Genomic DNA, 25,978 nt, shown 5'->3' with positions numbered 1-25,978 from the left:
GAACCTGTCATTCTTTTAAGGAAGGTAAATAAATCGAATGAAAAAACAGAAAATCAAATGGTTGATCGCTCTTATATACATAATGTTTGGGTATGTTACTATGCCCGTTCAAGCAACAGCACAAAAAGATAAAAATGCATCAGAGGGTGGTTTTACATATAAAGCAATCTATCCAGAAAATCAACATAACGATGTAGGTTATTTTGATTTACGTATGAAACCAGGGCAAAAACAAACCGTAATCATGCAAATGAGTAACAGTAGTAACAAAGAACTTGTAATGGAAGTTCGACTAAATAGTACAAAAACAAATAGTAATGGGGTGCTTGAATATGGCTCTTCTTCTCTGGCAAAAGATAAGTCCCTTAAATATGAGTTCAGTGATATTGTAAAAGGTCCAGATACTGTTACAATCCCCGCTAAAGGGACTCTTGATTACACTATGGAAATTAAAATGCCAGAAGCTACATTTGACGGCGTGATTTCTGGAGGCATTGAAATCCAAGAAAAAGAATCGGAAGAAGCTCAAAAAAGTGAAAAAGGAATGGTCATCAATAAATACGCATATGTTGTGGGAATGCTTTTAACGGAGACCGATAAACAAATCAAACCTAATTTGAAATTTAACAAAGTATATCCAGAGCTTAAGAACTATCGGAATGCTATTTTTATTAACTTTTCTAATGTAGAATCAGCTTTTATAGATGAAATGACCATTGACGTACAAATCATGAGAAAATCCTCTGATGAAGTTGTTTATGATACAAAACAGAGCAGAATGAGGATGGCCCCTAATTCAATGATTGATTTTCCCGTTTCACTGAATGGAGAAAAGATGGTGGCAGGTGATTATCGCGCTCGAGTGGTTGTTACAGCAGATGGGGAGAAATGGTCATGGGAAGAGCCGTTTATAATTACAGATGAAGAAGCGGATAAGTTTAACCAAGAAGATGTATCTTTACTGCAAGAAAATGGGATCAACTGGGTCATGATCATTCTAATCGTTAGCGGGGTATTTCTGTCAATCGTCGCTATTTTCTTTGTTGTGAAAAAGCTAAGCAATAAACCAAGTAAAAAGAAAAAAGGGAAAAGAAAACAGTCAAAAAAAAAAAGAACTATTTAGACTGATTGAGGAGGATAGATAAATGCTTTTACTAGATTGGTTTTTTATAGGACTATTATCAGGCGCTATCCTCTTCAGTATGTTTGCCTTACTCTTTCTGTCATTCTCCATAGTAACCAACAAAAAGGAAAAGCAACTAAATGCGAAAAGAAGCAAGAATAAACAGAGAAATAAAAAAATAAAGAGAGAACGAAATCGATTAAGAAGCCAAAAGAAAAAACAAGTCCAATCTACAATTAGCCTCGTTGTATTAGCGACAATGTTATTCGCAGGTGCTTGGTACTCTCGTTATTATCAGAAAACAAATCTGGCAGACCAAGATGGAGCCAATATCGTACAAGGCTACTATCTATTATCGCAGGTAGAAAAGCAAATAGAGTCCGTAAAAAACACCTCAAATATAGAAAAAACGAGAAGTAACTTACGAGATTTATCAGCAAAAATCGCTAGTTTTGGGATTAAATCTGCAAATGGTCGTTTAACGATAGAAGGACAACAAATCCTGAATCGTTACTATATTCAGATGAAAGAGTTGGGGTTGAACCTCAATAATCAAAGTGTAGAAAGCCTTCGAACCGAAGAAGTGTATAATGAATATGTAGAGAATTTAAATAAAGTAAAAAATATTCAAAAGAAGGTAATCACGTATTTTAAAGTGAACGAAACAGCTCTTAAAAATAAAAAATAAGAGATAGAGGCAATGACAAAAGATAAACGACATACCCAATTTTCTACTAATAAAAAGGATAAAGCAGAACGAAATCGAACAAGACAAAAACCTAAGAGAATAGCCACAACCAAAAAGAAGAAACTAAATAAGCAAACAAAAGTTAAAGTTGGGGAAAAAAAGAGTCAACGAGTTGTAAGAAGAAAAAAGAAGGTATTGAAAAAGAAACACCAAAGAAATCATTTCTCTGCTCTACCCTTTTATTGGAAAGAACTGATTATCACGGCTTTTATCGTGAGTGGGCTTTTCTTACTTGGTTCCCAGATTTTTTTTGCGCTACCATTGTTTGAAGGATACGGGATGACTCCAACAGTAAGTGATGGAGATCGAATCTATGTAAATCGTTTAAAGAAGGTTAAACGGTTTAAACTAATCTATTTTAAAGTTCCTAATAGTAAAGAGCGCTCCATTAGAAGAGTGATTGGACTCCCTGGTGAAGAACTAAGTTTTAAAAATGATCAATTACTGATTAATCAACAGCCGATTGTAGAACGCTTTTTGGCAATGCCACTGTATCGCGCTAAGCAAGAAGAGCAGTTGTTAACAGAAGATTTCTCAGTCAATCAGTTGTCGAATGGGCAGCAACAACATATTCCTAAAGGCAAATACCTGGTGCTAGGGGATAATAGACAGTATTCTACAGATAGTCGTTATTATGGAATGATTGATGAAAAAGACATTATTGGTGTTGTTGAAGCAAGAGTGTTCCCGGTATATAAATGGAGGTCCTATTGAGTAACGTATAGGCAGTTGTTCCAATATAAAACGAAAAATAGAGTATACAGACATTTTTAGTTGACTGTCTACTCTATTTTTGACGTGTCCTTACCATAAACTATGTTCTGTAATCACTTTGATTTGCTCTTTGCTGAATGGGTGTATTAGATGTAGCTCATAAGCGTGTAGCATCAAACGTCCACTGGGTTTTGGATGATACAAAGGATCTCCAATGATAGGATACCCAATACTGGCTAAATGCACGCGTATTTGATGGGTTCTACCGGTTTCCAAAATGCAATAAAGAGTTGTTTGGTTTGTCTTTTTCGCATAAGAAGCAATGTCAACATGAGTAACCGCGATATCCCCACGTCGCTCATCCACCACTCGTTTTCGTCGATCATGCCGATCACGCCCAATTCTTTTTCGAATCGTTAAAGACTCGTTTAAATGACCTGAGACAATTGCTTGATAGCGTCGGTAGATTTGCTTGCTTTCTAATAACCGTCCTAAAATTGGCAATACAAAAGGATTTTTAGCAAATAAAATCGCCCCACTTGTTTCTTTATCCAACCGATGAACCACATAAGGAGTTTGATTTTTAGGGGCTAAGTAAGCAGCTAAATGGTTCAGTAGCGTGTCCTGTTCATCCGGTTGATTAGGATGGGTTTTCATCCCAATCGGTTTATTCAAAATAATCAACTGTTCATCTTCAAAAAGTACATCAACGTTCGAATTATTGCCCAAAAGGATCTTAGGTGTGGGGTAGTCTTCTGGTTCGAACTGTAAAGTAATGACATCCCCACTTTTTACAGGGAAATGGAACAAAGCAGTTTCGCCATTGATCGAAACATTTTTTCGAGTACGTAAAAAATGACGTACTTTACGAGGGACTAGCCATTCTTGTTCGAGTAATTCTCGAACGGTTTGTTCTTTAAAATGCTGAGGTAACTGGATGGATAATTCCATTGGTGTCCCACCTTTTCAATAGTGTTCTCTCATAGTTTAACAAATGAAAGGATAAGTTCAAGTGGTTAGGTAGAATTAAAGCAGCTGATGAAGAAGAAATCAATTTTTGAAAAGAATTAACAGAAAGGCGTCAGTTTTCCATGGTTACTTTTTTGAGTTATAACAACTTACAAATCAGGAAAATATGCTGTTCTTTTGGGATTTGTCTAACGTTGTGTAGTCTGGAAATAGTAGTGATGCACAAGTAAGGAAACGTTGCTCACTGCGTTCGCCAAGTACTGTTTATTATCCGCTAGGGCAAAGCCAAGGGCAGTGACGAAAAAAATACCCGTCCTTTGGGGAAGGACGGGTAAAGGAGTTAAAAATGAAAAAGTGTTTTGTTAGGGTTGTTAGTTGGTATACATATATAATACAAATCAAATATGAATTTTTTGTGTATTAATTTACTCAAAACTGTAAAATTTTTCTAAAGAAGTGTTTAAGTTTCAAACAAAACACCCCTAATTAGTGGGTATTCATCGTATTGATCAAACGTTTTGTCCAGCTGAAATCGGTTTTTGTGATTGTATCATCCCCAAATTGTTTACCATCACGATCAATCGCATAGACAAACATTCCGCCTTTTTGACCCTCTTTTGGATGCCATTTTGCATAAGAATACGCACGACTTGTTTCGTAAGGTTCTACCGTATCGTTCCATCTATTGTGGTCCTGTTCTTCTGGGAAGGAGATCCCTGGAAGAAATTGTTGTGGCGTCACAGAACTTTTATAAGTATTCCAGGTCTTATCTAAAGAACTAGCTGGGCGACCATAGGCTTGGATAAAAAGATAATCAACATAAGAAGCAACTTTTTGAAATAAAGAATGATTGTCTTTATTAGTGTCATAAATCAACAACTTTCCGGTATTAGCATTAGGACCTAAGTGTTGAGATAACGCTTTGAATGTCCCAGCAACCATTGCTTCTTGTTTAGCTGTTAAACTAGACTCCATATCGATATCTAGTCCGTCCAGATTCCATGGCGTAAGATAGGTATCTATTAATTGTTGCGCATATCGATCATATTCTTCAGTGGTTGGTATTGCACCTGCATGAGGGACATTCCAAACTTCTCTAATATCGATCGTTCGAATAACGCGCGTTCCTCTAGCATGTAATGTCGGAACATAAGTATCTCTTAATGTATCCCAAAATTTCTGTTGATTGGTACCTGGGTTTACATAATGAAAAACAGAGACGATAGCCACGCCTTCAGGAATATCAGTCATCGCAGTGACATTTTGATCAGGTAACGTTGAATTTGCATCATGAGGCATCGTCACGTCTCGCCAGGTACGATAGTAAGCCATCATAACTGGCTCTTTTGGAGATGCTTGTACGGCGTTGGCTTGTGTAGATACTAAACTAAAGCTTAGTAGAAAGAAAACTGGAACAAGGAATGACGCTAACTTGTTAGACATAAAAAACGCTCCTCTTCATTTTTTTGTAAAACGTTTACATTTCGGGAAAAGTGTAGCACAAAAAATTCTTTAAACACAAGTGCAAGGAGCTCTCAGCAACAATATAGGTAGAACTTTCATTTCGTTTGGTTTTAATTGAAAACTTTCTCAAGACAAAAAGAGACCCACTCTTTGGGGAAGAGTGGGAAAAAGGAGTTAAAAAATGAAAAAGTGTTTTGTTAGGGTTGTTTGTTGGTATACTTATATAATAAAGGCAAAATATGAATTTTTTATGATTAAACTTTTTATAAAGTAGCACTTTTTTACAACGAAAATAAGAATTTATACGTTAAATAGTTATTCTACTCCGTGAGTTCTATGATTTCTTGATGGATTCTTAACCTTTTCTACATAAAAAGAAAAGAAAAACGTGTTAAAATAGGCAAAACAAAATTTATGTGCATTATTCATGCTAAAGCCGTATGAATAAGAGTAGCTTTCTATGTTAAAATGGCTTAGAAACTTTTATATAAAGAGGGAGCACTATGGACGTTAAAACAATTATGGGAAAAATAAAATCTGGTTTCCAACGCTTTTGGACGTGGATCAAACCGTATCTTGTTCGTTTTCACTATTGGAGAAAGCGGATTTGGAAGAAATATCAAATTAATAAAATCATTTTACTTTTAGGTTTGGTAGCTGTTTTAGTAACTAGTATCTATCTATTTACTTTAGCAAAATCAGCGAATGTCGGTGCGTTGAAGGCCGGTCTAGAAGAGTCAACGGTTATTTATGATAAAAATGGAGAGCAGGCTGGAAAATTATTTGGTCAAAAAGGGACTTTTGTCACCATAGATCAGATTTCACCATTCGTTAAAGATGCCTTGATCTCAACTGAGGATCGAAACTTCGAAACACATCATGGGTATGATATCAAAGGACTTTTACGAGCAGTAGTTGGAAAGTTGAGTCTTGGTATGATAGGTGGCGGTGGTGGTGGTAGTACCATCACACAGCAACTAGCTAAAAATGCCTACCTGACGCAAGAGCAAACTATGACACGTAAAGCGAGAGAATTATTTTTAGCGATTGAAATCGAGAAAAAATACGATAAATCACAAATTTTAGAAATGTATCTCAATAATTCATATTTTGGTAATGGGGTTTGGGGAATTGAAGATGCCTCTCACAAATATTTTGGTGTTAGTGCCAGTGAATTGTCAGTCGGCGAAGCAGCCACTTTGGTCGGAATGTTGAAAGGCCCTGGAATCTACAATCCACTAGATTATATTGACAATGCAGTAAATCGTCGTAATACGGTTTTACAGTTGATGGTCGATAACGGGAAATTATCCCAAGGTGAAGCAGATGCGCAAGCAGGAGTCGAGATGGCTAGCTTATTGAATGACAATTATTCTGATCAAAATTCAGATTATAGATATCCGTATTACTTTGATGCAGTCATCGATGAAGCGGTCAATCAACATGGCTTAAAAGAAGAAGATTTATTGAATAAAGGCTATAAAATCTATACAGCATTAGACCAAAACTATCAAAAAGCGATGGAACAAACCTATGCGAATGACGCCTTATTCCCGCCAAATGCAGAAGATGGCGCAATGGTGCAAAGTGGTTCTGTTGCGCTAGATCCAAAGACAGGCGGAGTTCAAGGGGTTGTAGGTGGACGTGGCGAACATGTATACCGAGGATTTAACTTTGCGACTCAAACGAAACGGTCACCAGGGTCATCCTTGAAACCAATTTCAGTTTATACACCTGCATTAGAATCAGGAATGAAGCCCAATAGTATTTTAGAAGATAAACCACAAGAGTATTATCCTGCTGAAAACTACAGCCGCACAAACAGCGGTGAAGTGACGATGTACCAAGCGTTAGGTGAAAGTTTGAATCTCCCAGCCGTTTGGACGTTGCATAAAATTGGGTTGGACAAAGGCTTTGAAAAAACAGAAAAATTTGGTATTCCTTTAGCCCAAGAAGATAAGTATTATGGATTGGCTTTAGGGGGCTTGAAAACGGGTGTTTCTCCGTTAACGATGGCAAATGCTTATAGTCCATTTGCCAATGGCGGTGTTCAGTCAGAAGCGCATTTGATCAACAAAATCGTTGACTCTACGGGAGCGGTCATCGTTGATAATACGAATGCTAAAACGAAACAAGTTATCACAAAAGATACCGCAGACCAAATGACGAGTATGCTTTTAGGCGTATTCAGTTCAGGAACTGGGATGAATGCTGATCCAGCAGGCTATGTCATGGCTGGGAAAACTGGAACCACAGAAACGAACTTTGACACCGATAAAACGAATGACCAATGGGTTGTCGGATATACACCTGATGTGGTAGTCGCGACATGGTTAGGCTTTGAACAAACGAGTGAAAGTCATTACTTACAAGGTAGCAGTGCCACGCATGCTTCGACTGTTTTCAGTAACCAGACGCAAGGAATATTACCTTATACGACACAAACACCATTTACTGTAGCGGATGCTTATGCTACAGGAGGCGTCGTACAGCCAGCAGGTGAAGTACCAACTAATGATAATAGCGATGCCTGGAAAGACAGTGTCAAAGATATTGGCGGTCAAGTCAAAGAAGGTGCGAAAGATATCGGCGGTAAACTCAAAGAGGGCTGGGACAATGCGAAAAATGGTCTTAAAGACTTTTTGGGTGGTTTAACAGGAGAATAATCGGTTTGAAAACGAATCAAAGAATGGTACAATCAAAGAGAAGAATCTATAGAAACGAGGGAGATTGAATGAGTAATATTTATGATACAGCCAATCAAGTAGAACGCGAAATCCGCGAAATGGAAGAATTTAAAGCCTTAGAACAAGCGTATGCAGATGTAAAAGCAGATGAAGAAGCGTACAAATTATTTAAAGAATTCCAAACGTTCCAACAAGGACTACAAGAAAAACAAATGCGTGGTGAGGAATTTTCAGAAGAAGATGCTGAAAAAGCTCAAGCTTTGGCAACGGAAGTTCAAAAAGCAGAAGTCATCAATCAATTGATGCAAAAAGAACAAGCATTTAGCCTGATCGTGAATGATTTAAACCGTATTATCATGACACCGATTCGTGATTTATATAACGATTAAGAGCTAAATAGAGAAGGGGTTAAAGATAGTGGACACGGAATATCTTCCGCTATCTTTATCCTCTTTTTTTAGTGGATTACACTAAGGGGAGAGACTGCACTTATTTCTGGCACTAAAAACACACAAAATGTCAAAAAATCTCCCAAATTCGGTAACTTTAATGATATAGTAATACTAAACGAAAAAAGAATTGGGGAACAAATTGTATGATTGGTATTTATGATTACACAGTTATTCTAACTTATGGAAATGCCATTTTTTCTATAATCGGAATGTATTTAGCGTTAACGCAGCATATCGTTGAAGCAATTTTTTGTTTAGTCCTTTCTGGGATTTGTGATATGTTTGACGGATTCGTCGCAAATCTTAAAGAGCGTACAAAAAGCGAGATGTGCTACGGTATTCAAATCGATTCACTTGCTGATTTGATTAGTTTTGGGGTTTTCCCAACAGTTCTAGGTTATGCTTCAGGACTGACACAAGGAATTTATTTGCCATTATTTGCATTTTATATTTTAGCTGCTTTGATTCGATTAGCCCACTATAATGTAACGGAAATGGAAAGAAAGGAACAAGCCGATGGTTGTCGAGAATATTACGAAGGGCTACCGGTAACAAGCAGTGCAGCATTGATTCCGTTGTTATTTTTTGCTGCGGGTCGTTTCCATATAGCAATCACACTTGTTTATCCAGCGGTGCTGTTGATTATCGGATTCTTATTTATTTCAAAGGTAAAAATCAAAAAAGTCGATCCTAGAAAATTAGCTTTCGGAGCCTTAGTTGGCGCTGTTGTTGCTTTTTTTGTTCGTTAAATTGTTCAAAGGGGAAAATAGATGGAGAAGCACTTTAAAACAAAGCCTATCACTGAAAATGATAGCTGGTCATTAAACTTTTTATATAAAAATCCGATTGGACGCTTTATTCTAAAAGGACTCATCCAACCACCGCTTACAAAAGTGGCTGGAGCTTATTTAAATAGCTCGCTTTCAAAAGCAATGATCAATCCGTTTATTCAGAAAAACGAGCTTCAAATGGACGAGTATGAACCGATGGTCTATCGTTCATTCAACCATTTTTTTATGCGTGAAATCAAACCTGAAGCACGTGTTTTGTCCCAAGAAAAGACAGTGTTGAGTGCGCCTTGTGATGGCAAGGTCACAGTCTATCCAATCAGTGCAGACCAAACATTCAAAATCAAACGATCAGAATATGCTCTGTCGGAGTTACTTGATAGCACAAGCCTTGCCCAAGAATGGCAAGGCGGCTGTGCTGTCATTTTTCGTTTAACACCAGATGATTATCATCATTATTATTATATTGATGAAGGAACTATTTTAGCGCAGCAGGAAATAGCGGGAGTGTTTCATACTGTACAGCCGATAGCAGTTCATAATGAACCGGTCTTTTCGAGAAATGCAAGAGAAGTTACGATTATCAAAACGAACCACTTTGGGAAAATCGCTCAAATCGAAGTCGGTGCTCTAATGGTTGGGAAGATCAAAAATCTGAAAAATTCAGGCGGTTGTCAGCGTTTTGAGAAAAAAGGCTGGTTTGAATTTGGTGGCTCAACAGTAATCTTGCTATTCCAAGAAAATCAAGTGACGATTGATCCGGACATTTGGTCAAATACCGAAAATAATCTCGAAACAATCGTGAAATTCGGACAAATCGTGGGTAAAAAAGCTGGAGGACAGGCATGAATAAATTAGTATTTTTACTTATCGGAGGATTATTCCTCTTGAGTAATTTTTACATCGGGAAACTATTTTTGTCCATACTTGAACAGTTTTCATTTTTTAAGTATTCATTTATTGTATGGGGCATCATTAGCGTATTTTCGATTGCATCGTTGCTGACAATGTTCTTATTTGATGCAGATGTGGGCGGTATTGTCGGGAAAATGGGTAGCTACTGGTTATCATTTTGGTTTTTATCGTTGGTTATTTTTGGTTTGACAGACTTGATCTTAAAAATTACTAGAAAAATCACTCTGCTTCATTCAAAGACCGAACTGATGGTTTGGGTAGGGGCGGCGTTACTGGTTTTTGTGCTATTTTGCTATGGTTCATGGCAGGCGCAGCAAATCAAGACGGTGAGTTATCAAGTGGTGATCAATGAACCAACCAATCAGCAACAGAAAAAAATCAATGCTGTGCTGATCAGTGATTTGCATTTAGGGTATGTCAACGACGTGAAGAAGTTGGGCAAAATCGTGAATAAAATCAATCAACTACATCCAGATATTGTGTTTATTTCAGGTGATTTATTTGATGGAAATTATAATGCATTACAAGATCCACAAGGGATGGAGAAAGAATTCAAACGTCTTTCGTCTACTTACGGAACGTATCTATGTTGGGGCAATCATGACGCTGGAGAAACGTTTGAGAAGATGAGAGCACTTGTTGAGGCGTCAAACATCACGTTACTTGAAGATGAAATGACCGTGGTAGGTGAAGAGATTTTAGTGGTCGGTAGAAAAGATAGTCGGCCGATTGGATCACAAGATGGTGGTAGAAAAAACATGCAAGAACAATTCAAAAAAGTAGGCAACAAACTTCCAAAAATCATCTTAGATCATCAACCTTCAACGATTGAAGAGTATGAGCAGGCGAATGAATTGATTCTTTCAGGACATACACATCAAGGGCAAATTTTTCCATTTAATCTAGTTACAAAAGCGTACTTCACTGTGGATTATGGCTATTATCGTAAAAATAAAAATAGCCCCCAAGTCATCGTGTCTTCTGGTGTTGGGACATGGGGCCCGCCGATGCGAATCGGAACGCAAAGCGAAATTGTTCAAATCGAGATTTTAACAAACTAAGATAGAACGAATAGAGGCTGGAACGAAACTCATAGAGTTGGATTTCAGTCCCTTTCTTTTTTATCTCTTCAAAAAAATAAAAAACGAACAAATTTTCGTATATTTTTACTGACCGCTTCTTAATAAAATGATATGATTAAAGAAAACAATTAGGGCGAATAGGAGGATCTAATGAAAGTATTGCATACGGCAGATTTACATCTGGATCGGTCTTTTGAAGGCCTAAAAAATAGTCCAAAACAAATCGTTGAAAAACTACAACAAGCGAATCACGAAGTAATCACAGCGATTGTTGATATAGCACTAAAAAATCAGGTAGATGCAGTGATTTTTGCTGGGGACACCTTTCATCAAAGTCGAACTTCGATCCGAACACAAGCATACTTTATTGATGAAATGAAGCGGTTGGATCAAGCGAAAATCCCTGTGATTATGTCATTTGGAAATCATGATTATTTTGTAGCTGAGCGCTATTGGTTTGATTTTCCGAAAAATATGTTCCTTTTTCAGAAAGAGCAAGTCGAGACACATTATTTTATGACAAAGAATCAAGAAAAAGTAGCCGTCACAGGATTTAGTTATGAACATCCTTGGATCAATGAAGATAAACTAGCGACTTTTCCCACTAAGGATTCATCGGTAGACTTACATATCGGAATTTATCATGGTGATACAACGAATAATGGTCAGCAGAATTATGCACCATTTTCATTCAGTGAGATGAAAAATAAGGGGTATGATTATTGGGCATTAGGGCATATTCATCAGCCGCAGGTAGTGAGTGCAGCCCCCTTGATCGTCTATCCAGGAACACCGCAAGGACACACGAAAAAAGAACGAACAGTTCAAGGTGTCGCTATCGTATCAATAGAAGCTGGGCATGCGACGGTTCGATTTGAATCGGTAGCTCGAGTCAGTTGGCAAGTGGAAAAGTATTCATTGCGACATGCAGGAAGCTTACAAGAGGCATTGGTTATTCTTCAGGATCTTCTGTTAAAGAATGAACTGAACCAAGGACAGCTGGTTTTAAAAGAGATCCAATTAGCAGATACACAGCATTTAGGTGAAGAATTTCGTCTCTCTTATGAAAATGGAGAATTACTTCAATATCTACAAGCAACGCTAGTACAGCAAACAAATCAGGCAATATATTTATTTCGAGTAGAGGTATTGAACAACAATCTGGATAAAAAGGTTGTGATCACTGCAACACCAGAGTTGTTGAATCAACTAGAAAAAATCTATTTGCAACCAGATATATTCTCAAATACGTTACAGGAACTGACGCAAAATCCGCTATTTTCTTCAGTTGTACAGATTAATGAAGAGTGGCGTGAGCGCAGTCTTGAACATGCCGATCAAAAGATCAAGGAAGATTTTGTCATTCAGGAGGATCAGCCATGAAACTCATTGCAATAGAACTTGTTGGATTTGGTAAATGGCAACAACATAAAATTGAGTTTCTACCAAAAAATCAATTATTATTTGGTGCAAATGAAGCTGGAAAATCAACGATTTATCAATTTATTCAAGCAATGCTTTTTGGTTTTCCGGCCAAAGGAAAACGAAAAAAAGATTATCAACCGAAAAATGGTGCAGCCTATGGAGGGCGTTTATGGTTTGCTCATCCAGTTTATGGAGAAGTGCAAGTAGAACGTTTCAAAGGGCAAAATAAAGGACAAGCTAAAGTGTATTTTAATGATCAAATAGGAGACGAGGCACTGCTGGAAAAGATGATTCATCCACTAACGAAAGAGCTATTTCAGTCAGTCTTTACTTTCCAACAGGAACAACTTAGCCAATTAGAAAAATTAAATGAAGAAGAACTGCAAACCTCGTTGCTTTCTTTAGGTCTGTCTGGAAGTCAGCAACTATTATTGAGCAGAGAAGATTATTTTAAGAGTGCTCAAACGATTTATAAAGGCAAAGGCAGTCAACCACCATTAAATCAAAAACTGCATGCTTACCAAAAACTACAACAGCGTATCAATGACAAAGAACAGCAAGAGAGACCTTTTCAACAATTGAATGTAGAACTATCAGATACGGAGCATCAGATTGCAACACAACGTCAAGCGGCTCAAGAAATTAAGAATCAGCTAGCGCTGGTTGAAAAACAAGTAATGAATTTACCTTTATACGAAGAGCTGCAATCGATCGAGCAAGCCAAAATAACTGTTCTATTAAAACCAGAAGAGCAAGAGGAACTGCTTGCCATCTACCAGCAGCATCGCTTTTTGAGTGAAGAACTAACTCGTTTGAATCAAGAGATTGCTGCGCAAAGTGAGACAGAGGATCATAATGAGGACTATCAGTTTTATTTAAAAGAAGAAGAACAGATTCAGCAATTACTGAATCAACGATATGATATTGATAAATTACTTTCTGAAATCAGTTGGATGACCCAATCCTTACAGCAAAATCAGCAAGAAATGTTTCCTTTAGAAAGACAATGGGGTTGGAATTCAGAGACACCTCCGCAACTATCTTTTGAAGAGCAAGTGGTCAAGGAGATGAGAGAGGAAATCGTTGCCCGAGCAGTCAAATTACAGACCACTCAGACTGATTTACAGTTGTTGGAAGAAGAAATCACGACACGTGAGGACAATTTAAGCACGTTTGAAACAATCAATAAAGAAATGTTTCGGAAAAATCATCGTCAACCTAAAAAGGCAGTTAATTTTGTTTTTTGCGGATTTGCAGGAATTATTGTATTGCTGAGTTTCTTTTTACCCGTACCAATTCGGTATGGCGCATTCTTTTTAAGTGCAGGACTTTTGATTGCAGGGGTATTACCGCTCTTTCATCAACCCAAAGATAACTATGAAAATGAAAAACGGCAATGGCAAGAAAAGTTATCACAATTGGATTATTTAAATGATCAATTAGTAAAAATAAAATCGGAAATCAAAAAAATTCGTGAAGAAGAAACAGAAATGGCACGATTTATTGCTCAAAAAGTGAAGGAAAACAATTTAGGGCGTATGGATCAAGTCGAGTTTTGGGTGACTCATCGTACCGATATTACCCGTTATTTGATTTTGCGCAATACAAATCAAGAGCTTGAACATCAATTGAAAGAGGATCAAAAACGTGTAACAGTATTAGCAGAACAAACTGAACGCTATACAGCACGCCTACCGATCGCTGGAACATCATTGGCGGAAAGAATCCGTGTAATCAGTAACTTTGCGGATAAAATGGAGAAAGTGCGTTTTGCCCAAGAATATCAGGCAGATGCTTATTCACGTCAGACGATTCGCGAAGTCAAAGAAAAACAGCAGCAAGTGATCGACCAAGCTAGACCCATGTTACAACGGTTCCAGATAGGATCAATCAACGAGATTCCAGAAATGGTTCAAAGCTACCAAAAAGCTACAGCTAATCACAAACGAAAACAAGAACTACAAACAATGCTAGTAGGCTTATACCCTGATTCGAGTGAGCCAAAACAATTCCCATCCTCACAAAGAGAATTGGCACAAAGCCTTGATGAGATAGAAGCGTGTATCCAACAATTGCAAGAAAAAGAACAAAAAATTCTTTATCAGCGGCAACAAATGTTGTCTGATGGCACGCTAGATGAGCTTTATCAGGAACAGACCGAGCTGAAAACAGAAATCGAAGAACTTGCTTTAGATTGGTCAGCTTATCAATTGTCTGGTCAGTTATTAATGGATCTGTTAAACGAGTTATCAGAAAAACAACTACCGAATTTATTAAAAAAAGCGACGGATTATTTTAAACTCTTGACCCGAAATGCATATCGAGGAATTCAATTGCATGAAGAGCAATTGATCGTGATTCGTGAAGATCAGCAACGGTTTATGTTGCACGAACTATCTACAGGTACTAGAGATCAAGTTATTATGGCTGTTCGTTTTGCGTTTCTTTCTTTACAAGAGCAGCGTAATTTATGCCCGATTATTATAGATGATGGCTGGTTGCATTACGATAGTCAAAGAAAAGAACAACTAGCACAACTATTTGCCGTTTTTTCGGAACATCAGCAAGTGATTTGTTTTTCTTCTGACCAAGAAATGGTAAGCTATTATAAAGAGTTAAAACAACCGATTATTGAACTAGAAGGAGCATAAGTATGAAAAAAATCCGTGAACTGTCTGTAGATGAGATGTTTGAATTATTTCTGTTGATCAAAAATGCTGATGTACGCGTAGCAAAAAATGGCAAAAAATTTATTGCCTTTACTTTTCAAGATACGTCAGGTACGATCGATGGGAAATATTGGGATGCTTCAGAAGAAGAAATCAGCCGTTTTACAGCTGGAAACGTTATTCTTTTAAATGGGAAAAGAGAAGTATATCAGGGAAATCCCCAAGTAAAAATCATTCATATGCGTGTTGCGCGACCAGATGAGCCTTGTCAGCCAACCCTATATATGGAAAGAGCACCATTGAAACGAGAAGATATGGTTGAAGAAATCAATCAAACGGTATTTGAAATCACCAATGCACATTGGCAACGAATCGTTCGCTATTTATTAACGCAGTACCAAAAAGAATTTTTTGATTATCCAGCAGCGAAACGGAATCATCATGCTTTTGCAAATGGCTTAGCATACCACACAGTTTCTATGCTTCGTTTAGGGAAAGCAATCTGTAAAGAATACAATGAATTAAATGCAGCACTACTTTATTCGGGTATTATTTTACACGATTTGGGAAAAGTCAAAGAATTGTCTGGAGCTATGACCACTGAATATACCCTTTCAGGAAATCTGATCGGTCATTTAGTTCTTGTAGATGAAGAAATTACGAAAGCTTGTATTGCGTTGAAAATCGATGAGAATGATGAAGATGTGATTGTGTTACGTCATATGGTTTTAGCACATCATGGTTTATTGGAATACGGGTCACCTGTTCGCCCACGAATCATGGAAGCGGAAGTATTGCATCAAATCGACAATATTGATGCATCAATCCAAATGATGTTAGGCTCAGTCCGTCAAACAGAACCAGGACAATATACTGATCGTATCTTTGGGTTAGACAATCGTAGTTTTTATGTGCCGAAAGATATTTAAGTAAATGAGGCGGGAGATAAGAATGAATCAATCCGTGGTAGCGTTATGGACACAATTTAAAAATCAATATGGAATCACGCATGATGAGTATCAAGCTTGGGCTTTTGGCAATTCTTCGAAGATGGCCGATGAACTGTTAGCTCATGTTCTCAGAAAAGAAAAGACTGGTACGTCGTCTTTACATCTTTTGTATGAACAAGGTTTTGAAGAGGAGAAGTTACCAGAAGTTGGGGATTATAGTGTGCTGTTGGATGGCAATGACCAAGCACAAGCAATTATTTGCACAAGAGTAGTCGATATTCTACCTTATTCTCAAATCTCCGAAGTGCATGGCTATCTAGAAGGCGAGGGGGATCGGACATTACAGTATTGGCGCAATGTCCACCAACCGTTTTTTGAACAGGAGTTACAGGTGAATGGACTACCTTTCTCTGAGGATATGTTAATTGTTTATGAACTTTTTGAATTGGTTTTTCAAAATAGTGCACAAAAAAAGAGATGACTATCATCTCTTTTTTGTTGTGCTTATTTAGAAGATTCTTCTGTTTTGCTTGATGAATCTTTAGATTTTTCAGAGTCGCTTGATTTAGATTCTTTTTCTTTAGAAGAAGATTCTTTTTCTTCTTTCTTAGAAGAATCGCTTGATTTAGCTGAATCTTTTGTTTCAACTAAGCCGGCTAAAACATCTTTAAAGGCATCGTCTTTGATTTTAACGTTTGCTTCAGTTAAAACTTCTGATGTCACTTTTTGAGTGAATTCTTGATCGTTTTGTTTTGCTGTTTCAGCAATTTCTTTCAACTCTTTTTTGTAAGGAGTCATGTCATTGCCTTTTTCTTTGTTTTTAATCATTTTTACAATAGTGAATGTTGATTGGTAACCAGTTGCATCAGTTGCTTGGATTGGTTCAGAAACTTCACCGTCTTTTAATTTGAAAGCAGCTGTTTTAACTGGTTCAGAAATTGTTTCTGTTTGAGAATCAAATTTCACTTTGCCGCCGTCTTTTTTAGTGGCTTCATCAGTTGATTTTTCTTTAGCGATTTTAGCGAAGTCGCCACCATCATCTAATTGTTTTTTGATTTCTTTTGCTTCGTCCTCAGTAGCAACTTGGATAATTTCTGCTTCAACTTCTGGGTGGAAAGTTTCCCAAGCAGCTTTTAAATCAGCATCAGTAATTTTGATGTGTGCTTTGATCCCAGCTTGATAAGCTAAGCTTTGTTTGATTTGTTCTTTATAGCTTTTCTCTGTAAGACCAGCTTGTTTTAATTGATCCGCAAAGTTTCCGCCTTGGGCTTCAATACTTTTCTTAGTTTCGTCAAATTTAGCTTGAACCTCTTTGTCTGAAACATCTTTGCCATATTTTTGATCAAATACTTTGAAAATGATCATTTGTTGAACTGTTTGTTGGCTTTGTTGACTTGATTTGGTTTGGTTGTAGAAATCATCAACAGTGATTGTGCCACCTTTCATTGTTGCGATGTCTTGTGAACCACCTGTACAAGCAGCTAAGGCGAAAATACTGAACATACCTGCTGCAGCTAAGATTAATTTTTTCTTCATTCTTGTAAGCACTCCTAAGTTTGTTTTATTTTTTATTATGTAGAAATAATTTCTCACGGTTATAACTATAACACACTATGTTTCATAAAAGAAATACGTAAGCAATAGTTTCGAAAAAATTTCGAATTTAGGACACAATTTCATCTATAAAAACGGAGGGTTTTAAAAAATTAAGTCTAAATTTCGAGTTTTACTGGGGAATAAAGCCGAAGAAAGGAAGGAAAGTAAAAAAAGGGTGTGTAACCAACGTATAGTTCACGTAGGTCACACACCTTAAAGACTTCCTCTCAAAAGTGATTAATCTTTTGACGTTGCCTCAGGTAATTCCTCTTGGATTTTTTCAACTTGTTCTTGGATTTGGTCTAAACGTGGCTCTGCTTGGAACATGAAATTTTCAACGTCTTGGTTGACACCATCGATGAATGGCTCGATATACATATCAGCAGCGGCTTGGAATGCCTGCGCTGATTCTTTGAATTGATCTAATTTTTCAGTAAAATCCTCTTTTAAATCAGACCAATCTTCTAGTTCATCGACAAATTTTTGACGAGTAGCCTTACCACTTCTTGGGGCAAAAAGTAACCCGCTAGCAGCTCCAACGACAGCTCCGAATAACATTCCTTTAGAAAATTTTCCCATTATTGTTCCACCTGCTTCATGATTTTTTCAGCTATTTCCTGCATTTCTTCAGAAGAATAGGTTTCCTGATTATTGCCAAAATGGATAGAGAAGTCATCTGTTTTCCCATAACGAGGTATTAAATGGATATGAGAGTGAAAAACAGATTGATAGGCTAATTCTTTATTATTGTTGATAATGTTTAATCCTTGCATTTCTGGAAATGCTTTTTCCAAAGCTCTCGCTACTTTAGGAACACGAGCAAAAACGTCGCCTGCAAGGGCTGGATCATACTCAAAAATGTCAGTTACGTGTTCTTTAGGAACAAGTAAAGTATGGCCTTTGGTCACTTGAGTAATGTCTAAAAAGGCGTAAACCTTGTCGTCTTCATAAACTTTATAACTTGGAATTTCCTGATCAATAATCTTGCAAAAAATACAATCTGTCATGGTTTCCCTTCTTTCTTTTTGTTGTTTCTTTTACTTTACCATACCTTGAAATTTATTTGGGAGGAAAAGTTCATGAATCCTTCAAAAAGTTCGTGGTATAATAGAATCATGATAAAATAAGTTGGAGGAAATAAAATGAGTTTAATGATCGAACATTTAACAGGAGGCTATGGCCATATTCCTGTATTAAAAGATATTAATTTTGAAGTGAAATCAGGCGAAATGGTAGGCTTGATCGGTCTAAACGGTGCTGGCAAGAGTACGACGATCAAAAACGTGATTGGTTTATTAACACCCCAAAAAGGAAAAATTTCCATCGATGGCGAGACGTTGAAGCAACAACCGGAAAGTTATCGAAAAAAAATTGGGTATATTCCTGAAACGCCTTCTTTATATGAAGAATTAACCTTGCGAGAACATATTGAAATTACTGCAATGGCGTATGATATCCCGATTGAAGAAGCTTTTAAACGGGCAGATACATTATTAAAAACCTTCCGTTTAGAAAATAAACTAGACTGGTTTCCCGCTAATTTTTCAAAAGGGATGAAACAAAAAGTCATGGTTTTATGTGCTTTTTTGATCGAACCGAGTTTATATATCATTGATGAACCATTTTTAGGCCTAGATCCTTTAGCGATTCATGCGTTGTTAGAATTGATGGATGAAATGCGCAATCAAGGAGCAGCCATCTTGATGTCAACGCATATTTTGGCTACTGCTGAGCGCTATTGCGATCGTTTCGTTGTCTTACATGACGGTGAAGTTCGAGCAGTAGGCTCAATGGAAGAGTTACGTGAAGAGTTTAGTTTACCTGGTTCTTCATTAGATGATATTTATATTGCACTGACAAAAGAAGAAAAGGTGGGTTAATATGTCTGGATTTTTTGGCATTCGTTTAGCACGCCATTTGAAAAAAATGATGAAATATATGCGTTATGTGTTTAATGACCATTTTATATTGGTTTGTGTTTTTCTATTAGGTGGATTGGGTTTTTATTATTCTCAAGTATTAAAAACATTACCGGCAAATTTTGTTTGGGGCAGACCGATCATCTTAATTTTTTGGCTAGCGTTGTTGCAAATCGGCCGCATTGCTACATTAGCAGAAGAGGCGGATAAAGTTTTTATTTTACCGAAAGAGCCCGAAATGAATCGTTATTTGAATCGTGCTATTCGTTATTCTTTCTGGATACCATTAGTCGCGTTATTCTTGCTGGGTGGTATGTCAATGCCGTTAGTCGTAGTTTCGACAGGGTGGGCTTTTTCAACATTTTTCTACTTTATTGTGATGTTAGGGATTTTGAAGGCCAGTCATTTGCGGTTACAAAAATATGAGCTGTACCAAATTTCTTCAAGAGAATATTATTTGTGGTTTCTCCTATGGTTCATCACAAGTTTAGTCGCAATTGTTCTTAGTTTATATGTGGCACCTATAGCAGGACCACTTATCGCATTAGTACAGGTTGTTTTTTTCTATATACTATTGAATAAAAAAGAACAAACTGTATCGTTAGATTGGGAACGAATGATTCAAAAAGAAAAAAATCGGATGCATCGAATTTATCAATTTATCCACTTATTTACAGATGTACCAGAAATTTCCAGCAGTGTAAAACGTCGGAAATTCCTAGATCCGTTATTGGGAAAAATCAAGAAAACAAGCCAAAATACCTATTTATATCTTTATGCCCGTAGTTTTTTAAGAGGCTCTGAGTATAGCGGATTATTTATTCGTTTGGTATTGGTTGCTGGAGTGATTCTATTTTTCTTGAAAGAATTTTGGATTTCGATGGGAGTATCTGTTTTATTTGTTTATCTGATCGGCTTTCAGTTGATTCCAATCTATACGCAGTTTGATTATATGGTGATGACCCACCTTTATCCCGTGCCAGACGGTCAAAAGAAGCAGGCTGTGAGTAAGCTTGTAACAGTGTTATTACTTGTAGCAGCTCTTTTGTTCAGTGTCTTTGTTTTGATTGCGTTACCTGATCTTAAAGAGGGGCTAATGGTGGTAGTTGCGTTGATTGTTGAAGTTTTGTTATTTGCTAAATTTTATGTTCCTTATCGGTTGAAGAAAATGGAGGGCTAATCATGCATATTTTATGGAATGATCAAATTGTTGAACGAGAAGCAGTAAAAATCGATATTGAAGATCGCGGCTATCAATATGGAGACGGTCTGTATGAGGTGGTGCGCGTGTATAATGGTCATCTATATATGGTAGAAGAACACCTGGATCGTTTATGGCACGGTGCTGAAAAAATTAGAATGCACTTGCCTTTTACAAAAGAAGAGTTGACCGCTAATTTAAAAAAATTAGTCGAACTTGAAGGGTTCAAAGAAGGAAAGCTTTATTTTCAAGTAACGAGAGGCATCGATTCACCAAGGAATCATGCGCTGCCAGATCCTGAAAAAGTCAAAGGAGTTTTAACGGCCAATTATAGACCGTATGAACGTCCAGTGGAAAAAATGGAAGAAGGAATCACCGTTGCTGTAGTTCCGGATACACGGTGGTTACATTGCGATATCAAATCATTAAGTTTATTGGGGAATGTTTTATCCTTAGATGAGGCTCGCCGTCAAGGGTTTGATGATGCAGTGCTTGTACGTGATAACAAAGTGACGGAAGCATCAGCTGCCAATTTCTGGGTAGTGAAGGATGGTACAGTTTATACACATCCAGACGGTCAATTGATTTTACCTGGCATCACTAAAATGAAAATTATCGAGTTGGCAAGAGAAATGGGCATTAGAGTGAAAGAAGAAGCAGTTTCAGAAGAAGAATTGTTTACGGCAGATGAATGTTTTGTATCTGGATCGCTAACCGAAATTGTGCCTGTTATAAAAGTAAATGATCATATCGTAGGAACAGGAAAATCAGGAGAAATCACTAAACGATTGCTCAATGCCTATATTGCCAGTGTCGATACAGTATGCGGAACGTCAAAAAACAAAGGTGAACGTTAAAAGAACAAGAGAGATGCTTGACGTTAAACGCTGTGGAAGATAAAATGATACTTACTGTAATTAATTATTAGAAGTTGTTAGGATAGGAGATAATTTCCATGGCATTTCAGTTGGATAAGGAATGGCGCTTGCAGCCAATAAAAGGCGCAACTGGCCAAACTTTCATGGGTATACGTGCGACTGAAAGAGTATTTATTAAACGAAATACTTCTCCTCTTTTGGCTGCATTGTCTAAAGAAGGAATTGCCCCTAAGCTAGTTTGGACGAAACGAACAGTGACAGGCGATATTTTAACAGCACAAGAGTGGCTAGACGGTCAGGTACTCAAAGCCCAAGAAATCGGTGGAAGAAATGACGTTGTGGATGTCCTTTATCATTTGCACCATTCACATATGCTGAAAAGCATGCTAGGAAAAATCGGCGGTCAAATCCAAACACCTGCGATGATGCTTCAATCATATGGCGAGAGATTGCCTCAAGAACTTCAAAACAATTCGTATCTTGCTAGAGTCTATCGCTACCTACAAGAAAATATACCAAATTATTCTATTCATAATTATATGGTTGTTCATGGTGACGTTAATCACCGTAATTGGATTGTATCGAATAATTATTTATATTTAGTTGACTGGGACTCAGTAATGATTGCAGATCCAGCTTTAGATTTGGGCATGCTATTAGGTCATTATGTTCCAAGAAGTAGCTGGAATAAATGGCTGCTAGCATATGGTATGCGACCAAGTGAAGAAGCATTGACACGAATCAAGTGGTACGCGTTATTCAATTTTCTACAAGAAACTCTCCGACACTATCAATCAGGAGAAAAAAGAGAAATGAATGCTGAAATCTTGAAGCTGAAACAAGCTTTTGGGTATTAACAGAAGGTTGAGATAGACGTCCAATAACTCCAGCATGTGTCATGTTTAGAAGTTAATGAGATTGAAATGAAGTGTAGTCGTTGCTTCTGTTTTCAACGTTTACTTAAATAATTAGAGGGCAGCACAAGACGATGATTGTTTTGTTCTACCCTCTTAAAATTTATTAGGGAGAAAGGAAATAAAGAATATGCGAATGAGAAAAAGACCTGGGGCAGCTGAACTTTTGGCTAGTCATCCTGAATTAGTAGTGGATGAACCAGAGAAATGGCAAGGACGTTGGACTGAACGTTTTGGGAATGATCACCCGATTCATATCGAAATTGGCTCCGGAAAGGGACAGTTTGTAGTTGGGATGGCAAAAGCAAATCCAGAAATCAATTATATTGGGATTGACATGCAACTAAGTGTTCTTTCAATTGCGTTAGAAAAAGCGTTGGAAGAAAAACTGCCGAATTTACAATTGCTTCATGTGAATGGAGAAGAGTTAACACAATACTTCGCAGAAAATGAAGTGGACCAAATTTATTTGAACTTTTCTGATCCTTGGCCAAAAACAAGACATGAAAAACGTCGTTTGACGTTTAAAACTTTTTTAGCGACAGATGAAAAGATTTTAAAACCGAACGGAGAAATTCATTTTAAAACGGATAATCGTGGCTTATTTGAATATTCATTAAGCAGCTTTTCGAAATATGGCATGATTCTTGAACAAGTTTGGCTAGATCTACACGCTAGTGAGTATGAAGGCAATGTCATGACTGAGTATGAAGAAAAGTTTTCTGCTAAAGGTCAGCCAATATATCGCGTTGAAGCGAGGTTTCAATCTGAAAACTAAGGATATTTTTATTGATTGGATTGCCCATTTCGAGTTCCTTTTTTTAAAAATGAATTTGAGAAAAAATAACCTATAGAGCATAGAAGCAACAGACGGAAAAAAATAAAATAAGAGCAAACAAAAGCAGTTGAAACACTACACATAAAGATGTATCGTTTCAACCGCTTTTTTAATCTTTGATTCGTTTTACATCAATGACAGTACCGGTAAAGGCGTCGGCAGTAAATTCATATTGTACCATAATCCCATCTTCCAACCGTGAAATGCCGCCATTGTAAGTTTTTGAATGGACAGCAAATTTTCTTAGAGGTTTTTTCTCAAATTCAATCCAAGAGCCTTCAATCGGTCCCTCTTTTAAAAATGCATCCTTAACATTTTCTAAAACTACATCAGCATCTACTGTCCTTTTCTTTTGATACCATAAAGTTGAAGCAATTCCGCTTAATAGGCCAAGACTCACGCCGATTGCCAAGCCGCCTTTAAAATAACTTAATTCATTTTCTTCATTCATGGGGAATAACCTCCGCGTATTTTCAAATGTTTGCCAAAAATCTTCAGCTTTGACTCTATTCTAACACATTGTATGGAAATATCGAAAAACAAAAAACGTGGGCAATTGAAAAAATTTGCGTTATAATGAATGTGAAATCATATGAAAGGAGTATCTGCCATTTTTGTTGAAAAATCATGTTATTTTGAACAAAATAGAACGGTTTATCCTGAAAAATGTAGCAAATAGGAAATCTGGTAGATAATACAACGATGGAAGAAAAAACATTTCAACGCATTAAAGAATTAACAGAGTTACAAGGAACCAGCGGATTTGAAGATGATATTCGTGCGTATATGAAAAAAAATATGGCACCATTAGTAGACGAGATTCAATATGATGGTTTAGGTGGGATTTTTGGTCTAAAAAGAACGAAAGAACAAGATGCACCACGTGTTATGGTAGCGGCTCACATGGACGAAGTTGGTTTTATGTTGACACAAATCAAAGAAAATGGATTATTCCAAGTAGTGCCTTTGGGTGGTTGGAATCCATATGTGGTATCAGCGCAGCGCTTTACGTTAAAAACAAGTAAAGGTAATTATCCCTGTATCTCTTCTTCCGTTCCGCCACATTTATTACGTGGGACGAGCGGTCAAAAACAATTAGAAGTAACGGATATTTTATTTGATGCCGGGTTTGAATCAAAAGAAGAAGCGGAAAGCTTTGGCGTTCGTCCAGGGGATTCAATTGTTCCGCAAACGGAAACAATCAAAACTGCTAACGGCAAAAACATTATTAGTAAATCCTGGGACAACCGTTATGGCTGTACCTTAGTCTTAGAAGCCTTAGAAGCGTTGCAAAATGAACAATTGGGCCATACGTTGATCGCTGGCGCAAATGTGCAAGAAGAAGTTGGACTACGTGGCTCTAAACCTTCTGTGCATAAATTCAATCCAGATTTATTCTTTGCAGTAGATTGTTCAGCAGCCGATGATATCCAAACGAAAAAAGGAACCTATGGACATCTGGGTGAAGGAACGTTGCTACGTATTTATGATCCAGGTATGATCACGTTACCTCGCGTACGCGAGTATCTATTAGATACCGCAGCAACCCACAACATTCCATATCAATATTTTGTTTCTAAAGGTGGAACCGATGCAGGTGCCGCACATACAACAAATAATGGTGTACCAAGTACAGTGATCGGTGTTTGCGGACGATATATCCATACACATCAAACCATGTTTAATATCAAAGACTTTGAAGCAGCCCGTGAAATGCTGATTCAAGTCTTAAAAGGGTTAGATAAAACAACCGTTAATACAATCATTTACGGAAAGTAGAGGAGAACTTATGATTATTCCGACATCTTATGAAGAGCTAGCAGGATACGTTTCAGAAGGAAAAAGTGTTTTCTTTTTCACTGCAGACTGGTGTGGTGACTGTCGTTTTATTAAACCAGTAATGCCTGAAATCGAAGCAGCATTTCCAGCGTTTCGTTTTATTGAAGTGGATCGAGACAAGTTCATGGATCTTGCTTCAGAGTGGACTATATTTGGCATTCCGAGTTTTGTGGTGACCGATCAAGGGAAAGAGTTAGGTCGATTGGTAAATAAAGACCGCAAAACAAAAGAAGAAATCACAACCTTTTTAAAAAGCATCGGTTGAGAGAATAATCGACAGTAGCGAGCCGATTCAAGAGAAAATAAAATAATCGGGAGATGAGGACTGTGTTAACACAAACCTATAAAACTATTTTAGTGGGTGTAGACGGTAGCGATCAAGGGAAATTAGCGTATCAACAAGCAATTGAAGTTGCTAAAAGAAATAATGGTCGTGTGATTATAGCGCATGTGATTGAAAATAAAGTCTATACGATGATGGGGTATTCTTCTTTAAATGATAGTTTGTTAGATCAAGAAACAGATAATGCGAAGGAACTACTAGATGACTGCAAAGCATACGCAAAAAGTGTTGATTTTACTCAAGTGGAAACAGTCATAAATTACGGATCAGCTAAAGAAGTGATGTGCCAAGATTTACCAGAAAAATATGATGTTGATTTGATCATGGTTGGCCAATCAGGATTGAATGCAGTAGAGCGTTTGATGATGGGGAGTGTCAGCAGTTATATCATACGTCAAGCTCCATGTGATGTTTTGATTGTCCATCCTGAGGCAAAAAAGTAACAAAATAGAACATGTAAAATA

General features: G+C 37.3%; 25 protein-coding genes and 1 pseudogene. 20 read left to right on the top strand and 6 right to left on the bottom strand.

The genetic code is table 11. From position 1 onward, the window contains the following. Nucleotides 1-37: 37 nt before the first annotated feature. Genes IGJ34_RS14280 through lepB form a run of 3 tightly spaced genes read left to right on the top strand, consistent with a single transcriptional unit; the run spans nt 38 to nt 2,585 of the window. Nucleotides 38-1,123, top strand: a complete 1,086-nt coding sequence (locus IGJ34_RS14280; RefSeq protein ID WP_430597714.1) for a DUF916 and DUF3324 domain-containing protein — start codon at nt 38-40, stop codon at nt 1,121-1,123. A gap of 22 nt (nt 1,124-1,145) precedes the next feature. Then, complete coding sequence (locus IGJ34_RS14275) at nt 1,146-1,811, top strand: hypothetical protein (RefSeq protein ID WP_430597713.1); 666 nt, start codon at nt 1,146-1,148, stop codon at nt 1,809-1,811. Nucleotides 1,812-1,823: 12 nt separating this feature from the next. Further along, the gene (lepB, locus tag IGJ34_RS14270) at nt 1,824-2,585 is read left to right on the top strand and encodes a signal peptidase I (RefSeq protein ID WP_069654992.1); all 762 of its coding nucleotides are present in this window, start codon (nt 1,824-1,826) and stop codon (nt 2,583-2,585) included. Nucleotides 2,586-2,675: 90 nt separating this feature from the next. Here the strand turns inward: lepB and IGJ34_RS14265 are convergent, their stop codons facing one another. After that, nucleotides 2,676-3,536: an RluA family pseudouridine synthase gene (locus IGJ34_RS14265; protein ID WP_069654993.1), complete on the bottom strand. Its 861-nt coding sequence runs from the start codon at nt 3,534-3,536 to the stop codon at nt 2,676-2,678. 504 nt (nt 3,537-4,040) lie between these two features. Continuing rightward, nucleotides 4,041-4,997, bottom strand: coding sequence for an endo-beta-N-acetylglucosaminidase family protein (locus IGJ34_RS14260; protein WP_430597712.1), 957 nt, complete (start codon nt 4,995-4,997; stop codon nt 4,041-4,043). A 524-nt stretch (nt 4,998-5,521) separates the two neighbouring features. On the opposite strand from IGJ34_RS14260, the gene IGJ34_RS14255 reads away from it, so the two are divergent. The 9 genes from IGJ34_RS14255 (at nt 5,522) to IGJ34_RS14215 (ending at nt 16,467) form a co-directional block, all read left to right on the top strand. Beyond that, complete coding sequence (locus IGJ34_RS14255; RefSeq protein WP_069654995.1) at nt 5,522-7,684, top strand: PBP1A family penicillin-binding protein; 2,163 nt, start codon at nt 5,522-5,524, stop codon at nt 7,682-7,684. A 68-nt stretch (nt 7,685-7,752) separates the two neighbouring features. Then, the gene (locus IGJ34_RS14250) at nt 7,753-8,094 is read left to right on the top strand and encodes a YlbF family regulator (RefSeq protein WP_069654996.1); all 342 of its coding nucleotides are present in this window, start codon (nt 7,753-7,755) and stop codon (nt 8,092-8,094) included. Between the two features lie 206 nt (nt 8,095-8,300). Beyond that, entirely contained in the window at nt 8,301-8,906 is a 606-nt protein-coding gene (locus tag IGJ34_RS14245) for a CDP-alcohol phosphatidyltransferase family protein (RefSeq protein ID WP_069654997.1), read from the top strand. 21 nt (nt 8,907-8,927) lie between these two features. Next, nucleotides 8,928-9,794, top strand: a complete 867-nt coding sequence (locus IGJ34_RS14240) for a phosphatidylserine decarboxylase (protein ID WP_206833873.1) — start codon at nt 8,928-8,930, stop codon at nt 9,792-9,794. Next, complete coding sequence (locus IGJ34_RS14235) at nt 9,791-10,921, top strand: metallophosphoesterase (protein WP_430597711.1); 1,131 nt, start codon at nt 9,791-9,793, stop codon at nt 10,919-10,921. The genes IGJ34_RS14240 and IGJ34_RS14235 overlap by 4 nt, the downstream gene beginning before the upstream one ends. A 171-nt stretch (nt 10,922-11,092) precedes the next feature. Then, nucleotides 11,093-12,325 (top strand): metallophosphoesterase family protein, encoded by a 1,233-nt coding sequence (locus IGJ34_RS14230; protein ID WP_206850010.1) that lies wholly within the window; start codon nt 11,093-11,095, stop codon nt 12,323-12,325. Further along, the gene (locus tag IGJ34_RS14225; RefSeq protein ID WP_206833870.1) at nt 12,322-15,018 is read left to right on the top strand and encodes an ATP-binding protein; all 2,697 of its coding nucleotides are present in this window, start codon (nt 12,322-12,324) and stop codon (nt 15,016-15,018) included. The genes IGJ34_RS14230 and IGJ34_RS14225 overlap by 4 nt, the downstream gene beginning before the upstream one ends. A gap of 2 nt (nt 15,019-15,020) precedes the next feature. Next, entirely contained in the window at nt 15,021-15,965 is a 945-nt protein-coding gene (locus IGJ34_RS14220; protein WP_069655002.1) for a 3'-5' exoribonuclease YhaM family protein, read from the top strand. A 22-nt stretch (nt 15,966-15,987) separates the two neighbouring features. Continuing rightward, nucleotides 15,988-16,467, top strand: coding sequence for an ASCH domain-containing protein (locus IGJ34_RS14215; RefSeq protein WP_430597710.1), 480 nt, complete (start codon nt 15,988-15,990; stop codon nt 16,465-16,467). Between the two features lie 23 nt (nt 16,468-16,490). Here the strand turns inward: IGJ34_RS14215 and IGJ34_RS14210 are convergent, their stop codons facing one another. From IGJ34_RS14210 to IGJ34_RS14200, 3 genes and pseudogenes are all read right to left on the bottom strand, one after another. Beyond that, nucleotides 16,491-17,522, bottom strand: a complete 1,032-nt coding sequence (locus IGJ34_RS14210) for a peptidylprolyl isomerase (protein WP_069655003.1) — start codon at nt 17,520-17,522, stop codon at nt 16,491-16,493. 297 nt (nt 17,523-17,819) lie between these two features. Next, nucleotides 17,820-18,161, bottom strand: coding sequence for a YtxH domain-containing protein (locus IGJ34_RS14205; RefSeq protein ID WP_083241826.1), 342 nt, complete (start codon nt 18,159-18,161; stop codon nt 17,820-17,822). Then, nucleotides 18,161-18,604: pseudogene (locus tag IGJ34_RS14200) on the bottom strand (HIT family protein); the annotation flags it as partial. The pseudogene IGJ34_RS14200 and the gene IGJ34_RS14205, both read right to left, overlap by 1 nt. Nucleotides 18,605-18,724: 120 nt before the next feature. Here IGJ34_RS14200 and IGJ34_RS14195 point away from each other — a divergent pair. The 5 genes from IGJ34_RS14195 (at nt 18,725) to trmB (ending at nt 23,272) form a co-directional block, all read left to right on the top strand. Further along, nucleotides 18,725-19,462, top strand: a complete 738-nt coding sequence (locus IGJ34_RS14195) for an ABC transporter ATP-binding protein (protein WP_069655006.1) — start codon at nt 18,725-18,727, stop codon at nt 19,460-19,462. Nucleotide 19,463: 1 nt separating this feature from the next. After that, complete coding sequence (locus tag IGJ34_RS14190) at nt 19,464-20,681, top strand: ABC transporter permease (protein WP_430597709.1); 1,218 nt, start codon at nt 19,464-19,466, stop codon at nt 20,679-20,681. A 2-nt stretch (nt 20,682-20,683) separates the two neighbouring features. Further along, complete coding sequence (gene dat / locus IGJ34_RS14185) at nt 20,684-21,559, top strand: D-amino-acid transaminase (RefSeq protein ID WP_430597708.1); 876 nt, start codon at nt 20,684-20,686, stop codon at nt 21,557-21,559. 98 nt (nt 21,560-21,657) lie between these two features. Continuing rightward, complete coding sequence (locus tag IGJ34_RS14180; RefSeq protein ID WP_206833864.1) at nt 21,658-22,437, top strand: phosphotransferase family protein; 780 nt, start codon at nt 21,658-21,660, stop codon at nt 22,435-22,437. Between the two features lie 187 nt (nt 22,438-22,624). Next, on the top strand, nt 22,625-23,272 hold the full coding sequence (gene trmB / locus IGJ34_RS14175; RefSeq protein ID WP_069655009.1) for a tRNA (guanosine(46)-N7)-methyltransferase TrmB: 648 nt from the start codon (nt 22,625-22,627) through the stop codon (nt 23,270-23,272). A gap of 169 nt (nt 23,273-23,441) precedes the next feature. Here trmB and IGJ34_RS14170 read toward each other — a convergent pair whose 3' ends face one another. Then, complete coding sequence (locus IGJ34_RS14170) at nt 23,442-23,783, bottom strand: PepSY domain-containing protein (protein ID WP_069655010.1); 342 nt, start codon at nt 23,781-23,783, stop codon at nt 23,442-23,444. A 251-nt stretch (nt 23,784-24,034) separates the two neighbouring features. Here IGJ34_RS14170 and pepA point away from each other — a divergent pair, with 251 nt between their 5' ends. The 3 genes from pepA to IGJ34_RS14155 all read left to right on the top strand — a co-directional run bounded on the left by pepA (nt 24,035) and on the right by IGJ34_RS14155 (nt 25,957). Further along, entirely contained in the window at nt 24,035-25,111 is a 1,077-nt protein-coding gene (pepA, locus tag IGJ34_RS14165) for a glutamyl aminopeptidase (protein ID WP_430597707.1), read from the top strand. Nucleotides 25,112-25,121: 10 nt separating this feature from the next. After that, nucleotides 25,122-25,436 (top strand): thioredoxin family protein, encoded by a 315-nt coding sequence (locus tag IGJ34_RS14160; RefSeq protein ID WP_111247940.1) that lies wholly within the window; start codon nt 25,122-25,124, stop codon nt 25,434-25,436. A gap of 62 nt (nt 25,437-25,498) precedes the next feature. Next, complete coding sequence (locus IGJ34_RS14155) at nt 25,499-25,957, top strand: universal stress protein (protein WP_111247939.1); 459 nt, start codon at nt 25,499-25,501, stop codon at nt 25,955-25,957. Nucleotides 25,958-25,978: the final 21 nt, after the last annotated feature.

This window comes from Enterococcus sp. AZ177 (assembly GCF_050544585.1).
Lineage (GTDB): Bacteria > Bacillota > Bacilli > Lactobacillales > Enterococcaceae > Enterococcus_L > Enterococcus_L plantarum.
Note: the sequence above shows the minus strand (reverse complement) of the source record. Positions and strands in the feature narration are given on the sequence as shown.